The following is a 17505-nucleotide window of genomic DNA, read 5'->3' as shown; positions in this document are numbered from 1 at the left end:
CGCGCCCGCAGCGGATGTGGCGGGCATTGCGGCCAAAAAACATGGCGCGCGAGTCGGTGGTGTTTTTGTGCATGCAGACGGCGCCGCAGCCTTTGCGCATGGTGTGGAAGCGGCGCCGCTGGTGGCCGTTTTCCCGTACGCTGGCCACCGAAGGCGCGCCGATTCCTGCTTCGATTCCCGCCGCCAGCGACTTTACCTTCCGCGCCGCGCAACAACACGGCGGCGAGGCGTTTGCCTGTTTGTCGGATGTCTTTTTGAATATTCCGGCCACCGCGCACTGCATGGGCGGTGCCGCTTTGGCCGACTCGCCCACGCAGGGCGTATGCGACCGCGACCATCGTGTGTTCGGCTACCAAAACCTGTACATCATCGACGGATCGAATATTTCCACCAACCTCGGCGTCAATCCCAGCCTGACCATTGCCGCAATGGCCGAAGCGGCGGTTGGCCGGATGCCGCCAAAATACCCGGCAGGAGCCGCCGATGCCGCCTGAAAACCTATCCGCCCTGTTTGACCGCCTGCGCCGGGCGGCTGATGCGCAAACCGAAGTGCCTTGGCCGCTGCGGCAAGACCGTTTGCAGCGTCTGGCCAAAATGCTGCGCGAACAGCGCTTGGCCATCGCCGAGGCGATTGATGCCGACTTTTCCGGCCGCAGCCGCCACGAAACCGATTTGCTGGAACTGTTTCCGTCCCTAGCCGGCATCCGCCATGCCCTCAAACACGGCAAGAAATGGATGCGGCCGCGCAAAGTGGCGACCGAGTGGTATTTTTGGCCGGGTAAAAGCCGCATCCTGCCGCAGCCTTTGGGGCTGGTGGGCATCGTCTCGCCGTGGAATTATCCCTTGTATTTGGTGGCCGGGCCGCTGACCGGTGCGTTTGCCGCCGGCAACCGCGCCATGGTGAAAGTATCGGAATTCACGCCGGCGTTCGCCCGCTGGCTGGCCGATGCCGCCCCCCGTTATTTTGCGGAAGACGAATTGGCGGTGGTGTGCGGCGGTGCCGATACCGCCGCCGCATTCACGGCCTTGCCGTTTGACCATTTGCTGTTTACCGGCTCTACCGAAATCGGCAAAAAAGTGATGCGTGCCGCCGCCGAGCATTTGACGCCGCTGACCTTGGAATTGGGCGGCAAATCGCCCACTTTGTTGTTGGAAGACGCGGATATCCGCGCCGCGGCGGCCAGAGTGATGAGCGGCAAACTGGTGAATGCCGGCCAAACCTGTATCGCCCCCGATTATGTGCTGCTGCCCGAAGCAGCCAAAGCCGAGTTTACGGCCGCCGCCAAGCAATGGGTGGCGGCGCATTACCCTCAGTTGGCGGACAATCCCGATTACAGCCGCATCATTAATCCCGATCAGCACCAACGCCTCACAGGCTACCTGAAACAGGCGCAGCAGGGCGGGGCGCAAGTGATGGCGCTCGGCGCATCTGCCGAAGGCGAAAACGGCACGACCTTGCTGCCGCCTTATCTGGTGTGGGACGCACCGGAGGATTGCCGTTTGATGCAGGAGGAGATTTTCGGTCCCTTGCTGCCGCTGGTGGGGTATCAAAGCTTGGACGATGCGCTGGCCTACATCCGCGCCCGTCCGCGCCCCTTGGCACTGTATGTTTTCGGCCGCAATCCGAAGGAGATTGAGCGGGTGTTGCGGCAGAGTGTGGCAGGCGGAGTCACGGTAAACGATACGCTTTTGCACATAGCCCAGGACAATCTGCCCTTCGGCGGCGTCGGGCCTTCCGGCATGGGTGCCTACCATGGTCAAGCGGGCTTCGATACGTTTTCGCATTTGAAACCGGTGTTTTACCAAGCCCGCTTCAACAGCATGGGCCTGCTGGCGCCGCCTTACGGCCGGGTGTTCCGCCTGCTGCTGAAGGTTTTGCTGCGTTAAGGCCGGTTGAGCATCCGCCTCACGGCGCTATTTGGGTAAAAAACTCCGCTGACTTCGGCAGAAATGCGCGCAAGATGTCCGATCTTGCTGCGTTGGCTGGTTTGATTAGCGCAGCGTGTCAAACCAGCCCTCTTCGAGTGAGAGCCTCCTAGGCATCAACTCTTTCCCCACAAAACCGCTGCACCGGCCAAACGTCAACAGGCTTTAGAGTTTTTATCTTACCGGCGCCGCGATACATTGTTGCCCTGCCGCTTTTGGCTTACAATCGCGCCTTTGCCGGCCTTCCCTCTCTTTTTCTATGTCCCAACCCGAACACAACGGCTTTGTCCTTTACCGACGCCTGTTTCCCTATCTGAAGGGATATTGGCGCATTTTTACGGTGGCGGTGGCGGCCATGATTGTGGTGGCGGGCACGGGCCCTTTGTTTGCCTGGTTGCTCAAACCGTTGATTGATGAAGGCTTTGTGGCGAAGAATATTGAAGCCATGCGTTGGGTGCCGGCGGCGATCATCGGCCTGTTTATCCTGCGCGGGGTGGCCAATTTCATCAACGAATACAGCACCAGCTATCTGTCTGGCCATTTGGTGCAGCAAATCCGCCGCCAGATGTTCGCCAAAATGTTGGCGCTACCTTCCGCTTATTTCAGCAACCATTCCAGCGGCCGCGTGATGTCGCGCATCCTCAACGATGCCAGCCAAATCACCGAAGCGGGTTTCAACGTGATCACGGTCACCGCCAAGGACGGCGTGACGGTGATCGGTTTGCTGTGTTTGCTGCTGTATTTGGATTGGCAGCTGACCCTGATCACGTTTGCCGTGCTGCCGATTGTGGCCTGGTGCGTGCGTCAGGTGAGCAAGCGATTGCGTACCTTGTCGCGCGAAAACCAGCAGCACATGGGGCTGATGACACAGGTGCTCAACGAGAGCATAGACGGGGCGCGGGTCATCAAGGTGTACGGCGGGCAAGCGCACGAAAGCCGCCGTTTCGACCAAGCCGCCGTCAGCGTGCGCCGCAACGGTGTCAAACAGACCGCGGCCAATTCCATGAATACCGCCATCACCCAGTTGATGATTGCTTCTGCCTTGGCGGCCATTCTCTATCTGGCGGCCAGCCGCGCCGCCGAAGACGCCTTCAGCGCCGGCGATTTCATGTCTTTCCTTTCCGCCATGCTGATGATGTTCGACCCCATCAAGCGGATGACCGGCATCATGTCCTCCCTGCAGCGCGGCCTGGCGGCGGCGGAGAGCGTGTTTACTTTTCTCGACGAGCCGGCCGAAGAAGACCGAGGACAGGCTGTTTTGCCTGCGCAAACCGGCGACATCGAACTGCAAGCCGTGGCATACCGCTACGACGGCGCCGCCCGCAACAGCCTCAACGGCATCAGCCTCACCATTGCACAGGGCAGCGTGGTCGCTTTGGTGGGCGCATCCGGTTGCGGCAAAACCACGCTGGCCAACCTGATTCCGCGCTTTTTCAACCCCACCGACGGTGCCGTGCACATCGGCGGCCGCGACATCCGCGAATACAGCTTGGTTTCCTTGCGCGAACAAATGGCCCTGGTCAGCCAAGACGTGGTGCTGTTCAACGGCACGGTGGCCGAAAACATTGCCTACGGCCGGCCGGATACCGAGCGCAGCGAAATCGAAGCCGCCGCCCGCGCCGCCAATGCCTGGTCGTTTATCGAGGCCATGCCGCAGGGCTTGGACACCGAAATCGGCGAGAACGGCTTCAAACTCTCCGGCGGCCAACGCCAACGCTTAGCCATCGCCCGCGCCCTGCTGAAAAACGCGCCGATTCTGATTTTGGACGAAGCCACCAGCGCGCTGGACACCGAATCCGAGCGCTTGGTGCAGGCCGCTTTGGAAAAGCTGATGGAAAACCGCACCACCATCGTCATCGCCCACCGCCTCTCCACCATCGAGCAGGCCGACAATATCGTGGTGATGCACGAGGGGCGGATTGTGGAGCAGGGCAAACACGCCGAGCTGTTGGCGCGCAGCGGGCGCTATGCCGATCTGCACCGCATGCAGTTTCACGAGCAGCAGGAAGCCCAACCAAACCACACAAAGGCTACCTGAAAACGGCTTTTTTCTGCCTTTCAGGTAGCCCGATATTTTGCCGGTGCGCTTTACGGTTTTGGCGCATCCCTCCTTATTTTGCAACTTCGTATGATTTCGGAAAGACAATATGGCAGCATTCAATGTTCAGAAAGTATTGAGCGTCCACCACTGGACCGAAGACTACTTCACCTTCACCTGCACCCGTGACGACGCCCTGCGTTTCGACAACGGCCAATTCGTCATGGTGGGTTTGATGGTGGATGGCAAACCCCTGATGCGCGCTTACAGCGTGGCCTCCGCCAACTGGGAAGAGCATCTCGAATTTTTCAGCATCAAAGTGCCCGACGGCCCGCTCACCAGCCGCCTGCAGCATTTGAAAGTGGGCGACGACATCCTGATCAGCAAAAAGCCCACCGGCACCCTGATCCTCGGCGACCTCAACCCCGGCAAACACCTGTATCTGCTTTCCACCGGCACCGGCATCGCTCCCTTCCTCAGCATCACCAAAGACCCCGATGTATATGAGCAGTTTGAAAAAGTGATTCTGGTGCACGGCGTGCGCCTGAAAAAAGACCTCGCCTATTACGACCGCTTCACCAAAGAGCTGTTCGAACACGAATACCTCGGCGATTTGGTGCGCGACAAACTCATCTACTACCCCGTGGTGTCGCGCGAGCCTTTCGAACACCAAGGCCGCCTCACCGACCTGATGAAAAGCGGCCAGCTGTTCGCCGACATCGGCCTGCCGCCGATGAACCCGCAAGATGACCGCGCCATGATTTGCGGTAGTCCCTCCATGAACCGCGACACCGCCGCCGTACTCAACAGCTTCGGTCTCACCGTGTCGCCGAAAATGGGCCAGCGTGGCGACTATTTGATCGAACGCGCCTTCGTAGAGCAATAACCCTTGTTTCAGGTAGCCTGCACATTGCCTCAGGCTACCTGAAAAACCTTTTTCCGCCGGGAATCCGCCATGAACAAGCTGCATGCCTCATTAGCCGCCTTTGCCTTAGCCGCCTGCGCCGCCCAACAGCCGGCTCTGCCGCTAGAGGCCGTCAATCCCGCCAGCGCCCACTGTGCCAAGCAGGGCGGGCAAACCGAAATCCGGCAAGACGAATACGGCAACGAATACGGCGTCTGCCATCTGCCCGACGGCCGAACCGTTGACGAATGGGAATACTACCGCAGCAGCCGGCCTGAAGCCGATCACTGAAAGAGTAGGGTAGGCAGAGCCCCCGCGCCGGATTCCTGACCGGCATATTCGGCTCAATACAGCCGGCCGCCTGCCGATAGCCGTTCTCTTCCCGTTTCCACGCCACGGCCGTGGCGGACAACCAGATTGGCCGCTTGCGCACATTTTCTTTGTGCGTGCGGGATAAGCCCGCCGAGGCCGATTGGGCGCCCCAATACCGCCGCAGCGCTTACCAAGGAGCCGCCTCAGGCTACCTGAAACCACATTCTCCCAATATCCCATGACCACTTATACCCTGTTCACCACCTGCCCGCGCGGTTTGGAAAGCGTCTTATCCGCCGAGCTGGCCGCTTGCGGCGGCAGCGATGTTCGGCCTGCTGACGGCGGTGCCTACTGCCGCGGCACATTGGAAACCGTTTACCGCCTCAATCTGCACGCCCGCACCGCCGGCCGTGTGCTCATCCAGCTGGGCAAAAGCCGCTACCGCAACGAGCAGGACATCTACACTTTGGCGCGCAGCATCGCTTGGGCGAAATGGTTTGATGTGGCGCAAACCTTCAAAATCAAAGCCGAAGGCCGCCGCGCGCGGCTGAAAAGTTTGGATTTTGCCGCCTTGAAAGTGAAAGACGGCCTGTGCGATGCTTTCCGCGAGTATTGCCAAGCCCGCCCCAGCGTGGACAAAGCCGCGCCCGATGTGCGCATCCACGCCTTTTTCGATGAGCAGGACGCCCGCCTGTTTATCGACAGCAGCGGCGAAGCCCTGTTCAAACGCGGCTATCGCCAAGACACCGGCAGCGCGCCCTTGCGCGAAAACCTCGCCGCCGGCCTGCTGCTGTTGGCCGGCTACGACGGCAGCCAACCCTTCCAAGACCCGTTTTGCGGCAGCGGCACGCTGGTGATCGAAGCCGCCCTCATCGCCACCCGTCGTCCGCCCGGCCTGCAGCGCCGGTTCGGCTTCGAAAGGCTGAACAATTTCGATGCCGCCCTCTGGCAGCGTTTGCGCCAAGCCGCCGAGGCCGACATTCTGCCAACGGCACCGATGCCGCTTGCCGGCAGCGACAACGACGCGGCTCTAATCCGCATCGCCCAAGCCAATGCCCGTGCGGCAGAGGTGGAAGCGGCGGTGGTTTTCGACTGCCTGGACGTGTGTGACACCCGTCCCAACGGCGAACACGGCATTTTGCTGTCCAATCCGCCTTACGGCGTGCGTTTGGCCGAGGTGCAGGCGCTGCACGCGCTGTATCCGCAATTGGGCAGCTGGCTGAAGCAGCATTACGCCGGCTGGCTGGCCGGCATGTTCACCGCCGACCGCAACATGCCCAAACTGATGCGCCTGTCGCCCAAACGCAAAATTCCGCTCTACAACGGCAATCTCGACTGCCGCCTGTTTTTGCTGGAGATGGTGAGCGGCTCCAACCGCTAGCCGTGTTTGACGTTTGCAAGATGGGCGGGTGTTATCAGCAGGCTACCTGAAAGCGGTTTTTCGGATTCACGGCGGCCAAAACAGCTGCGGTTTTCCGTGATGGCCGAGCCATTACCCGGTTTAATACGGCTTGCGGCACCAACTTACATTCACCAAGCACAGGGAGTGCGATTTTTGATGCACATCACACCGATTTCCCTCACTCAAAAGACACACAAATGAAAAGAATGTTATGCGCCTTGATGCTGTTTCCGGCCGCCGTTTGGGCGCAAGGCAAAGACGACGAACTGGCGCAATGCAGCCAAATCTTCCGCGACAATATGAACATCGTCGTGTTCCCCATGCGCTGCACAGGCGTACCGCCCGCGCAGCCCCTGGCGGAGGAAAAGCTGGAAAACCATTTGCGCCAGACACAGCGTTGCGAAGATTTGCTGGCCGGCAAATACGCCGCAAATGCCCAACGCATTGAGCGGGAACTGCAGGCTTATGTGTTGCCGGTGGCCGAAGAAGTGCGCCGCCTCCAGCGCGATCCGCAGGCCATGCTCAGATTTTGCGAAGCGCAGCACCGCAGGGCTTACGAAACATTGATGAAATACTGATTTTCCCTCACCGCCCGCGCCCCAACACCGGCGGCGCGGCCGCCCAAAAGATTTCAGGTAGCCTGTTTCCTGCCGTCACGGCGGGGGAACAGGCTACCTGAAAGCGTATCGGTGCGCGAGAAAAGCGTCTTCAGCCTACCACTGACCGTTCACTTTTTTATTGCGCATCAGACACAGCATATCGGCGGCCACGTGGGCGGCGGCGATGGCGGTGATTTCGGCGTTGTCGTAAGCCGGGGCCACTTCCACCACGTCCATGCCGACGATGTTCAAATCGCCTAGGCCGCGGATGATGGACAAGGCGGTGTGCGAATTAAGGCCGCCGGGCACGGGGGTGCCGGTGCCGGGGGCGAAGGCGGGGTCGAGGCAGTCGATGTCGAAGGTGAGATAAACCGGGTTGTCGCCCACCACTTCGTAAATGCGCTTGATGGTGGCCTCGACGCCGTTTTCGTTAATCCACGGTGCAAACAGCATGTTCATGCCCATAAAGTCGCTGTTCCAGGTGCGGATGCCGACTTGGGCCGAGGTTTTCGGGTCGATGAGGCCGTTTTTCACCGCTTTGTAGAACATGGTGCCGTGGTTGAGCGATTCTTCCTCATCATCGGGCCAAGTGTCGCAATGAGCGTCGAAATGCAGCAGGCTCAGGGGTTTACCGTATTTTTCGGCATGTGCCTGCAGGAGCGGATAGGTGATGTAGTGGTCGCCGCCGAAGGTGAGCATTTTGGCGTTGCTGTTTTGGATGATGTCCAGCGCGTGCTGTTTGATGGTTTCGCGGATGGTCCACGGATTGTGGGCGTCAAACCAGCAGTCGCCGTAATCGATGACAGCCAGATCGTCGAAGGGGTCGAATCCCCAGGGAAACAGATTCAATTCCGCCAATTGTACGCTGGCGGCGCGGATGGCGGCGGGGCCGAGGCGGGCGCCGGAGCGGAAGGTGGTGGCCAAATCCAGCGGCACGCCGGACACCACCACGTCCACGCCTTCCAGATTGCGGGTGTAGGTTCGGCGCATAAACGATAATGCACCGGCATAGGTGTTTTCGACAATGCTGCCCATGACGCCGTCGCGGCGGAAGGCGCCGTCGCCGTAGATTTTGTTTTGGCTCATGATGTGTTCCTCTATGTTATTGCTTGCGGTAGGGGTGGGAATGGGTTTTCAGGTAGCCTTAAAGGCTACCTGAAAGCTGCTGAAAGCGGTTTAGCGTTGGCGTTTGCGGCGCAATTCTTCGCGTTTGGCGTAGAAGAAACGGCGGCGTTGGCGTTTGCGCCACCAAAAATAAAACAATACGGCGGCACCGATGCCGATGAGGGTAAAAAGGCCGTATTGAAATTGATGGGCTTTTTCCAGCAGCCAGTCTTTGTTGGCGGCGCCGAAATAGCCCAAATACACCCACAAAGGCACAGAAATCAGGGCGGCGAAGCCGTCCATCGCCAGCCAGCGCCAAAACGATATTTTGCCGCTCATGCCGGCACTGATGAAAATGGGGGTACGCAGGCCGGGCAAAAAACGGGCCACAAACAATACCCAGTTGCCGTATTTGGCAAATTTTTCCTGCACTTGTGCATAGCGGTAGGGCGTCATCACCTTGGAGACGAAGCGCACTTTCAAAATATTCGGGCCGAATCGGCGGCCGAGCAGGAACATCATGCCGTCGCCCACCAATACGCCCAACAGGCCGACAAGGTTCATCACATGTACATTGGTGTGGCCGAGGCCGGAAATCACGCCGCCGGCAATCAGGGTAATGTCTTCGGGAATCGGCACGCCGAAACCGCAGGCCACCAGCACCAAGAAGACGGCGGCGTAGCCGTATTCGGAAAAAAAGGCTTCTAAAATATCCAGCATCTTATTTGTCTGTCTCCGTCGGTCAGGATGGGCGGATGGCTTGGGCAATGCGCTCGGCGCACTGTTGGGCCAGGCGGGCGTTTTGCGCTTCCACCATCACGCGCACCACCGGCTCGGTGCCCGATGCGCGCAACACGATGCGGCCCTGTCCGGCCAACTCGGCTTCCGCCTCAACCAAGGCTTGGGCCGAAGCCTTTTCCCAATCGCTGTCTTTTTCGATGCGCACATTGATCATGGTTTGCGGGAAAGGCTGCCAATCCACGGCGCTGACCAAGTCTTCGTCCAGGGTTAGCAGGGCGGCCAATACCTGCAGGGCAGAAATGGTGCCGTCGCCGGTATTGTGTTTGTCCATGCACAGAATATGGCCGCTGGCCTCACCGCCGATCAGCCAACCGCGCTGATGCAGCTGCTCCAACACATAACGGTCGCCCACTTTGGCGCGGCAGAAGGCCACGCCTTGCTCCTGCAAAGCCAGCTCCATCGCCATATTGGTCATCACGGTGCCGACCACGCCGCCGATGTCGACGCCGCTTTTGGCACGGGCTTTGGCAATCACATAGATCAGGCTGTCGCCGTCATACACCTTGCCGTGGCGGTCAACCATAATCAGGCGGTCGCCGTCGCCGTCTAAAGCGATGCCGTAATCGGCTTCATGCTGCAATACCGCGGCTTGCAGGGCTTTCGGGTGGGTGGCGCCGCATTTATTGTTGATGTTGAAACCGTTGGGCTGGTTGCCGATTTCCACCACATCCGCACCCAGTTCGTGAAACACTTTGGGCGCCACGTGGTAGCCGGCACCGTTGGCGGTGTCCACCACCAGCTTCAAGCCGCGCAGGTTCATATTGGCGGGGAAGGTGGATTTGCAGAATTCGATGTAGCGGTCGTCGGCACCGCTGACGCGGCGGGCGCGGCCCAAACGGTCGGAAGGCACGGTCTGCATCGGCTGGTCGATTTGCGCTTCGATTTCCTGTTCCAGCTCGTCGGAAAGTTTCACGCCGCCTTCGGCAAAAAACTTGATGCCGTTGTCGGCGTAATGGTTATGGGAAGCGGAGATCATCACCCCGGCCGACAGGCGCAGGGCGCGGGTGAGATAAGCCACGCCCGGCGTAGGCAGCGGGCCGGTTTGAATGACGTTGACGCCGGCGGCGGTGAAGCCGGCCACCAAAGCGGTTTCCAGCATATAACCGGAAATACGGGTATCTTTGCCGATGAGCACGGTAGGCTTGTGTTCGCCGTCGTGTTTGACCAGCACTTGTCCGGCCGCATAGGCCAATTTCAGTACGAAATCGGGCGTGATTGGAAATTTGCCTACTTCACCGCGTACGCCGTCGGTACCGAAATATTTTTTTGCCATATACGGGGTCCTTAATTGTCCAAATGTCCGGGAAATGCGGCTGGGCCGAGCAGTGGCGAATTGTAAAGCAGCGGCCGGGCTTGTGCCAGTTTCTGTGCCGTTAAATCGGGAAAATCAGGCCTCGGGCTGGCGGCAGGGGGCGTTCTTCGGCACTTTGCCTATTTCGATTGTGTCCGTTTCAGCCGGCGGCGCTGATCCCCACGGCCTGCCATACTTTCAGGGCATCGGCGGTGGCTTTGATATCGTGCACGCGCAACACCGCAGCACCGCGCGCCGCGGCGGCCAAGGCGGCCGCCACGCTGCCATGTATGCGGGCGGCGGCATCGGTTTCGCCGGTCAGCTCGCCGATCATGCGCTTGCGCGACACGCCCACCAGCAGCGGCAGGCCGGTGTCGGCCGCCAGTTCGGGCAGGCGCTGCATCAGCTCGATATTGTGGGCCAGGGTTTTGCCGAAACCGAAGCCGGGGTCAAGCATCAGGCGTGCTCGGCTTATGCCTGCGGCCTCGCATTGCGCCACCCGTGTTTTCAGGTAGCCTGCCACTTCGGCAGCCACATCGCCGTATTGCGGATTCTGCTGCATGGTTTCCGGCAGCCCCTGCATGTGCATCAGGCAAATGCCGGTGTCGGCATATTCGGCCAACAGCGCCACCGCGCCTTCGTCTTCTAAGGCTTGAACATCGTTGATGATGTCGGCCCAGCCGTGTGCCAAAGCTTGGCGCATCACGGCCGTGCGGCGGCTGTCCAAGCTGATAGGCACCTGCCAGGCGGCCAATTCAGCCAAAATCGGTGCCACGCGGGCCCATTCGGTTTCGGGCGAAACATAGGGTGCGCCCGGCCGGGTGGATTCGCCGCCGATGTCGAGTATATCGGCGCCTTCGGCCAGCAGGCGTTCGGCGTGCGCCAAGGCGGAGCGTGTGTTGGCGGAATACGTGCCGCCATCGGAAAAGGAATCGGGGGTAAGGTTGACGATGCCCATGATTTTGGGGGCGTCGAGCGTGAGGCGGAAACGTCCGGCCTGCCAGACGGAGTGCGGCATAGTGGGGCTACCTGAAAGAAAACGGGAGGGATTGTATCGCATACTTTGCCTTGATTCAGAGCAAAGTATGCGGAAAGAGCGGTTTAGCGCAGGCGGCGGCCGCTTTCGGCGTCGATGATGCGGCTGGGCGTTTTGGCGCCGCCGCAGCGCCCGCGGATTACAGCGACTTGGCGGCCGAATTGGCGGCGCACTTCGCGTTCGCTGCGGCAGGGCCGCCGGCCGGCAAAGTTGCACGAGGTGGACACCAAAGGCGTGCCGAGCAAGCGGCACAGTTCTCTGGCCGCCGCATGGGCAGGGACGCGCACGGCCAGTTTGTGCCGGCGGCGGCCGCGCAGGGCGGCAGGCAGGGCAGGGTGGGCGGGGAGAAGCAGGGTAACGGGCGCCGGCCATGTTTGTGCGGCCAATTGCCGCTGCGTTTCAGGTAGCCTGCCGAGCAAAGGCTGCAAATCGGAGAGGCTGCTGCCGATAACAATCAGTCCTTTGTGTTGGGGCCGTTTTTTCAGGCGAATCAGGCACCGTAGCGCGTGCGGGTGTTGGGGCAGGCAGCCCAAACCGTAACTGGATTCGGTCGGATAAGCCACCAGCCCGCCGCGCTTGAGGTGGCTGCGCAGGCGGCGGGCTTCGGCGGCGGACAGAATGCGGGGCATAAGAGGGGAAACAAGCGCTGGAAAGTAAAAGAATCAACAGGAAGCAAAGATATGCAAGGCGGTTGGCTACCGCATCTTTAGCGGCAGGTGGCGGAGCTACGGGTGCCGGGATGGATGCAGTAGGCGTTACATCATCGGCCGGAGTAGGAGGTACCGGCGGCGCAATTGTAGCCGCCGGCGCGGTAGGAGCGGGGGGCTACCTCAATCTTCGGGGGGGCGAGGGTACCAGCGGGGGTACCACAGGAGTCGATGCGGGCATCGCAGGAGCCGTAACAGGCGAAGTAGGCGTTACAGGAGCAACCGGCGGGGGCGGCGGCATATTCGGTGTGGTCGTAGCGGCGGGGACCTCACGAGGGAGCTGTGCCTCCAGCTCTTTGACGCGGGCGGTTAGCCGCTCCAGTTGTGGCGGATAGTTAGCGTTATCCATACCCAACTTGAAGACACCGGCAATAGCCTTGGTGTCCTTACAGGGTAACGCGCCGGCGGTATATAGCGAGCTGGCGATGTTGGTCAAATGTTCGATGACAGCGATTTGTCCGGAATCCAGCTCGACAGGTTCGCCATTCATCAGCTTCAAGCTGGTGTATTTGGAAGTACGCAGGTAAATGTCATTCCAGACTGAGGCCGGGATTCTCGCATACCACATCATGTTGAGGAAGTTCCGATGCCACTGCGGCAAGTCTCCATTGCGTAAAGCCGCATCGGTCTTGGCCTCGGTCTGCGTGAAACGCAACGGAATACGCGGGTCGTCGATTTGTTGCATAATTGTCTCCATGCCCCGCCGAAGCGGGGTTGTCGGTTATGAGATTAGGAAATCAAGCCAAGCTGACTATACAAAGCGTTTACCTGCTCAGATGTGGCGACACCTCCGCCAGCCAGCACAGCCGCCGCTGCGGCAACACCGCTAGGTGCGGTAGATGCGGCGGGCGCCATAACCGGAGCCGCAGGGATGGCCGTAGACACGGGTACAGGTGCCAGCGGTACAGGTGCGGCGGGAGCTGCAGCGGCGGGCGGCGCAGGGGGAGCGGTAGGCGCTTGGCTGTCAGGTAATACCGGAGTCGCAGGGGCGGCAGGCGGTGCCGAAACAGGTGCGCCAACGGTTGGTGCCGCAACGCGACAAACGTTGCAGGTTGAGACCTTTGCCCCCATCTGCGGCGTATTTCTGCGTTGTGCGTTGATGCCCTATGGGTACTGCCTGCCTGCTTAGCCTTGTAGATGATATGTCTTCCCACAGGGATTTCCGGCATTCACGTTCGCTGCTACGCCTTGAACGGCATCCACATCCGGAGGTTTTGCAAAGGTCTCAGGCTACCTGAAAGCGAGGTTGTTTGGGCAGCCCTTATGCCCATCAACACAAAACAGCCCGACTTTTAAGTTGCATAAGCTGGTCGGGCATGGCAATGCGGTCTGCCTAAGGTAGGCGCCAGAAGTTTGGTAAATCGGACATCACACCGGGGGCAAGGCTTTGCGGCGGCCTTGCCAAATCCAAGCGTAACCGCCGATCACCGGCAGCAGGGCCAGCGCCGCTTTAAACGGCCAAGAGGCGTACCACGGACGCTGCAGGATGATGGTGTCGCCATGCAGGCTGGAGAGGGGGATGTCTTTAATCGCCAACCAATCAAGAAACGGCCACCAGCAGGCCACCAACAGGCCGAGAAACAGCGGCCACAGCCAAGTGATGCGGTTGCGCTGCCACAGTAGAAAGGCCGGCACCAAAACAATCAGGGTGAGGGCGCTGATCAGCAAAACCCGTTCCCAAGGCGCGCCGAAATAACGGGCGCAGAAGTAGGTGAGCACCACCCATAAGGCGCAGATAACGGCCATGATCACTTCTTCCGGGCGCTTTAAAACAGACATAATTCGGTTCCTCTGGTGGTTATTTTTTGGGGTTTTCAGGTAGCCTGGGGCGGTGTGATGATAACAGCATTCGGCGGCTTGGGGCGGTCGGATTGCGGACCGGACGGCATTTGTTTTAGAGCTGGGATTCGCTTCATAAAGACCGTGCCGGCAGTCCGCCAAGCAGACCTACTCGTCTTCTTTGTCGGCCAAATACCAGCGCACGCCGGCGTCATCCAGTTTTTTGCAGATGCCGTCACCGGGTTGTTCGTCGGTAAACAGGGCGTGGAATTCGGTGATGTCGCCCATGCGCACCAAAGCGTTGCGGCCGAATTTGCTGTGGTCCACGGCCAAATAGCGGTGGCGAGCGTTGGCCATCATTGCCTGCATCACGCTGACTTCTTTATAGTCGAAATCCAACAAGGAACCGTCCGGCTCGATGCTGGAAGCGCCGAGCACGGCATAATCCACTTTAAACTGGTTGATAAAATCGATGGTGGCCACGCCGGTGATGCCGCCGTCCACCGGCCGCACCACGCCGGAGGTGATCATCACGGTGTAGTCTTGGCGGCTGGAAACAATAGAGGCCACGTGGATATTGTTGGTGATGATGCAGAGGTTTTTGTGGTTTTTGATCAGCGCCAGCGCCACCGCTTCGATGGTGGTGCCGATGCTCATAAACAAAGAGGCATTGTCGGGAATGTGCTCGGCGATCAAATCGGCAATGTGGGCTTTTTCGCTTTGCAGCTTGTTTTTGCGCGAGAAATAGTCTTCGTTCTCCACGCTGCTGCCCAAAGCGGCGCCGCCGTGATAGCGGCGCAGAATGTTTTGTTCGCACAAGGTGTTGATGTCGCGGCGGATGGTTTGCGGGGTCACATCCAAGTCGCGGGCCAGTTCGTCGATGGGCATGAAGCCGTTTTCGCGCACGAGTTGGATGATTTTCTGATGGCGGGGGATGCGGTGCGGCATGTCGGTTTGTGTTCTGAAGAAGTAAGAAAGTGAAAACGATTGTGCCAAAATGTTCGTTTTCGCGCAAGCATGCCGGAGAGGCTACCTGAAAGGCCGTTTGCGTTTGCCGCAGTAGCCAAAACCGATGCCAGCCTCTACAATCCGCCCTGAATTTTTATAAGCGGTGCCGCTTTCCGGCACCGGAGTCTGCATCAAGGAGCATATCAAGATGGCTTATCAAACCCGCAATCCCTATACCGACGAAGTGGTGAAAACCTTTACTCCGCACACCGATGCCGAGGTAGAGGCTGCCTTGGCCGCCGGCCACGCGCTGTATAAATCAGACTGGGCCGCGCCCGCCAATATGGCGGCACGCTTGGATACCCTGCGCCGTTTGGCCGATGTGATGACCGAGCGCAAAGAAGAGCTGGCCCGCTACATCAGTATCGACATGGGCAAGCTGATCGGCCAGAGCCGCGGCGAAGTGCAGTCGTGTATCGACATCGCCCGCTATTACGCCGATAACGGCGCGCGCCTGCTGGCGCCGGTACCGTATCCCGATGTCTTGGGCGAAGCTTGGGTGGAACACCACCCCATCGGCATCATTTTGGCGGTGGAGCCTTGGAATTTCCCGTTTTACCAGCTGATCCGCGTGGCCGCCCCCGCCATAGCCGCCGGCAATCCGGTAGTGGTGAAACACGCCAGCAACGTGCCGCAGTGCGCACAGGCCATGGAAGACGTGATTCGTGAAGCCGGCGCACCTGAAGGCGCTTACACCAATCTGTTTATCAGCCCCGATCAAGTGGCGGCCATCATTGCCGACGACCGCGTGCAGGGCGTGGCGCTCACCGGCTCGGAATACGCCGGCAGCATTGTGGCCGGCCAAGCCGGTGCCAAACTGAAAAAAGCCACCATGGAATTGGGCGGTAACGATGTGTTTGTGGTGTTGGACGACGCCGATGTGGCCCGCGCCGCCAAAACCGCCGTCGGCGCGCGCCTGTATAACGCCGGCCAGGTATGTACCGCTGCCAAGCGCTATATCGTGCAGGCCGGCGCGGCCGAAGAATTTACCCGCATCGTGTTGGAGGCTTTCCAGTCGGTGGTGATGGGCGACCCCTTGGACGAAGCCAGCACCTTGGCGCCGATGTCGTCCAAACGGGCCAAAGAAGATTTGCAGCAGCAGCTCGATCGTGCGGTGGCCAACGGCGCCAAACTGTTGTGCGGCAATGCGCCGGTGCCGGCGCAGGGTCAGTTTTTCGCGCCGGCGGTGCTCACCGACATCAGCCGCGACAACCCGGCTTATTTCGAAGAATTTTTCGGCCCGGTGGCGCAGCTGTATGTGGTGGAAAACGATGACGAAGTGGTGGCTCTGGCCAACGATTCGCACTACGGCCTGGGCGGCACCATTTTCTCGGGCGATGTGGAGCGCGCCAAACGCTTGGCCTCGCGCATCGAAACCGGCATGGTGTTCATCAACCAAGGCGGCGATTCGGTGGCCGAGCTGCCTTTCGGCGGCGTGAAACGCTCGGGTTTCGGCCGCGAACTGGGCGACTTGGGCATCAAAGAGTTTGTGAACCAGAAACTGGTGGTGGTGGCCAAATAAGGCATACGCCCGGTTAACCATTTGCTTCTAGCCCAAACAGGCTACCTGAAACGCTTTAGCTTCGCAGAAACTGGCGGCGCTTGTTTTCAGGTAGCCTGTTTGTTGTGGTGCGGATCAATCAGAGCTGTTCGCGCTTGACCGCATTCAAAGCCCGGCCAAGGTTGTGGCGCAGGATATCGTCCACCAGCTGCGGCACTTCGTCTAAAAACGACTGCTGCATCTGCTGCAGCATGACGGCGGTTTGCTTTTGCACGGCGGTTTTCACCATGCCGGCCACGGCGTCGGCCAGATGGGGGCGCAGTTTTTCCGCCAAGCGCTCCAGCAACACTTGCTCGCTCAAGCACAGCATTTTGCGGCCGGCCGCTTCGGGCGGGGCATAAATGTTGAGCAGTACGATTTTTTCGGCGGCGGCGGCCAAAGCAGCGGTGGCGTCGCCGTTTTCCGGCTGGGCAGGCAGGTCGGCCTGAAGCGTCGCCGCTGCGGCCCCGCTTTGACCTTCAGCCTGGGGCTGGGCAGCCGCTTCCAAGGCTTGCAGTTTGTCCAAAATGGTTTGGCCTTCGCTTACCCTCGACGGGCGGCGGTTGTTCAGCCAAACGGTGGCTTGGGCGGCGGCCTCATCATGGCGGCCCACATACAAGGAGTTTTGCGCGTTCAGCCAGTCTTCCTGAAACAGAATCTGCGGGTCGTCCAAATCGCCTTCCGGCTGGCGGCTGTTGTGCTGTTGCTGCCAATGTGCCAAGTAAGCCTGATAGGTCTGTTTTTGTTCGTCCAAACTCAGTTTGCGCCGGCGGCCGGCTTCGGCGATATGGGTTTTGGCAGCGGAAGGGGCAGGCTTGGGCGGCGGGGGCGGAACGGGTTCTTCCAGCGTAAACATCTGACGGGAAGGTTCGGCGCCGGGCGCGCTGTCCGGGCTGTTCAGGTAGCGTCTTTTCTGTTGTAGGCGTTGCAGGCCTTTTTCCCAATCTTCCATATCGGCGGTGTCTGCGGTGGAAGAGGTAGCGGGGCCGTCGTCGTTGAGAGTAAATACCAGCGGGTTTTGCGGATGGTCTTGATTCATGGCAGGGAGTGTGGATAGG

17 protein-coding genes are annotated in these 17505 nt (G+C 59.8%); 8 read left to right on the top strand and 9 right to left on the bottom strand.

The genetic code is table 11. From position 1 onward, the window contains the following. The 7 genes from HMPREF9371_RS13770 to HMPREF9371_RS01595 all read left to right on the top strand — a co-directional run. Nucleotides 1-494, top strand: a 494-nt coding sequence (locus HMPREF9371_RS13770; protein ID WP_009118075.1) for a GMC oxidoreductase, incomplete at its 5' end; no start/stop codon positions are given. After that, nucleotides 484-1887, top strand: a complete 1404-nt coding sequence (locus HMPREF9371_RS01620) for a coniferyl aldehyde dehydrogenase (RefSeq protein WP_009118074.1) — start codon at nt 484-486, stop codon at nt 1885-1887. The genes HMPREF9371_RS13770 and HMPREF9371_RS01620, both read left to right, overlap by 11 nt. Before the next feature lie 298 nt (nt 1888-2185). Continuing rightward, a complete protein-coding gene (gene msbA / locus HMPREF9371_RS01615; protein ID WP_009118073.1) occupies nt 2186-3964 on the top strand; it encodes a lipid A export permease/ATP-binding protein MsbA in 1779 nt (592 codons plus the stop codon). Nucleotides 3965-4073: 109 nt separating this feature from the next. Then, entirely contained in the window at nt 4074-4850 is a 777-nt protein-coding gene (locus tag HMPREF9371_RS01610; RefSeq protein ID WP_009118072.1) for a ferredoxin--NADP reductase, read from the top strand. A gap of 69 nt (nt 4851-4919) precedes the next feature. Continuing rightward, nucleotides 4920-5159 carry a putative hemolysin gene (locus HMPREF9371_RS01605; protein WP_009118071.1) on the top strand — a complete coding sequence of 80 codons (240 nt, stop codon included), beginning with the start codon at nt 4920-4922 and terminating at the stop codon, nt 5157-5159. A gap of 259 nt (nt 5160-5418) precedes the next feature. Next, the gene (locus HMPREF9371_RS01600) at nt 5419-6561 is read left to right on the top strand and encodes a THUMP domain-containing class I SAM-dependent RNA methyltransferase (RefSeq protein ID WP_040659934.1); all 1143 of its coding nucleotides are present in this window, start codon (nt 5419-5421) and stop codon (nt 6559-6561) included. Nucleotides 6562-6779: 218 nt separating this feature from the next. Next, nucleotides 6780-7160, top strand: coding sequence for a hypothetical protein (locus HMPREF9371_RS01595; protein WP_009118068.1), 381 nt, complete (start codon nt 6780-6782; stop codon nt 7158-7160). Between the two features lie 135 nt (nt 7161-7295). Here the strand turns inward: HMPREF9371_RS01595 and speB are convergent, their stop codons facing one another. From speB to HMPREF9371_RS01550, 8 genes are all read right to left on the bottom strand, one after another. Further along, nucleotides 7296-8267 (bottom strand): agmatinase, encoded by a 972-nt coding sequence (gene speB, locus HMPREF9371_RS01590; RefSeq protein WP_009118067.1) that lies wholly within the window; start codon nt 8265-8267, stop codon nt 7296-7298. Between the two features lie 90 nt (nt 8268-8357). Next, nucleotides 8358-9005: a DedA family protein gene (locus tag HMPREF9371_RS01585; protein ID WP_009118066.1), complete on the bottom strand. Its 648-nt coding sequence runs from the start codon at nt 9003-9005 to the stop codon at nt 8358-8360. Between the two features lie 22 nt (nt 9006-9027). Next, complete coding sequence (glmM, locus tag HMPREF9371_RS01580) at nt 9028-10359, bottom strand: phosphoglucosamine mutase (protein ID WP_009118065.1); 1332 nt, start codon at nt 10357-10359, stop codon at nt 9028-9030. A gap of 178 nt (nt 10360-10537) precedes the next feature. Beyond that, nucleotides 10538-11395, bottom strand: a complete 858-nt coding sequence (gene folP, locus HMPREF9371_RS01575; RefSeq protein ID WP_040659932.1) for a dihydropteroate synthase — start codon at nt 11393-11395, stop codon at nt 10538-10540. A gap of 83 nt (nt 11396-11478) precedes the next feature. Continuing rightward, on the bottom strand, nt 11479-12042 hold the full coding sequence (tsaC, locus tag HMPREF9371_RS01570) for an L-threonylcarbamoyladenylate synthase type 1 TsaC (protein WP_009118063.1): 564 nt from the start codon (nt 12040-12042) through the stop codon (nt 11479-11481). 196 nt (nt 12043-12238) lie between these two features. Continuing rightward, nucleotides 12239-12805, bottom strand: a complete 567-nt coding sequence (locus tag HMPREF9371_RS01565; protein ID WP_040659931.1) for a hypothetical protein — start codon at nt 12803-12805, stop codon at nt 12239-12241. 683 nt (nt 12806-13488) lie between these two features. Continuing rightward, nucleotides 13489-13899, bottom strand: coding sequence for a hypothetical protein (locus tag HMPREF9371_RS01555; protein WP_009118060.1), 411 nt, complete (start codon nt 13897-13899; stop codon nt 13489-13491). Between the two features lie 168 nt (nt 13900-14067). Further along, complete coding sequence (locus tag HMPREF9371_RS01550; protein ID WP_040659930.1) at nt 14068-14847, bottom strand: DeoR/GlpR family DNA-binding transcription regulator; 780 nt, start codon at nt 14845-14847, stop codon at nt 14068-14070. A gap of 208 nt (nt 14848-15055) precedes the next feature. Between HMPREF9371_RS01550 and HMPREF9371_RS01545 the strand changes: the two genes are divergently transcribed. Continuing rightward, nucleotides 15056-16429 (top strand): NAD-dependent succinate-semialdehyde dehydrogenase, encoded by a 1374-nt coding sequence (locus HMPREF9371_RS01545; RefSeq protein ID WP_040659929.1) that lies wholly within the window; start codon nt 15056-15058, stop codon nt 16427-16429. 118 nt (nt 16430-16547) lie between these two features. On the opposite strand, the gene HMPREF9371_RS01540 is transcribed toward HMPREF9371_RS01545, so the two are convergent. Further along, a complete protein-coding gene (locus HMPREF9371_RS01540) occupies nt 16548-17486 on the bottom strand; it encodes a hypothetical protein (RefSeq protein WP_009118057.1) in 939 nt (312 codons plus the stop codon). Between the last annotated feature and the right edge of the window lie 19 nt (nt 17487-17505).

It is taken from the genome of Neisseria shayeganii 871 (assembly GCF_000226875.1).
Classification (GTDB): Bacteria; Pseudomonadota; Gammaproteobacteria; order Burkholderiales; family Neisseriaceae; genus Eikenella; species Eikenella shayeganii.
Note: the sequence above shows the minus strand (reverse complement) of the source record. Positions and strands in the feature narration are given on the sequence as shown.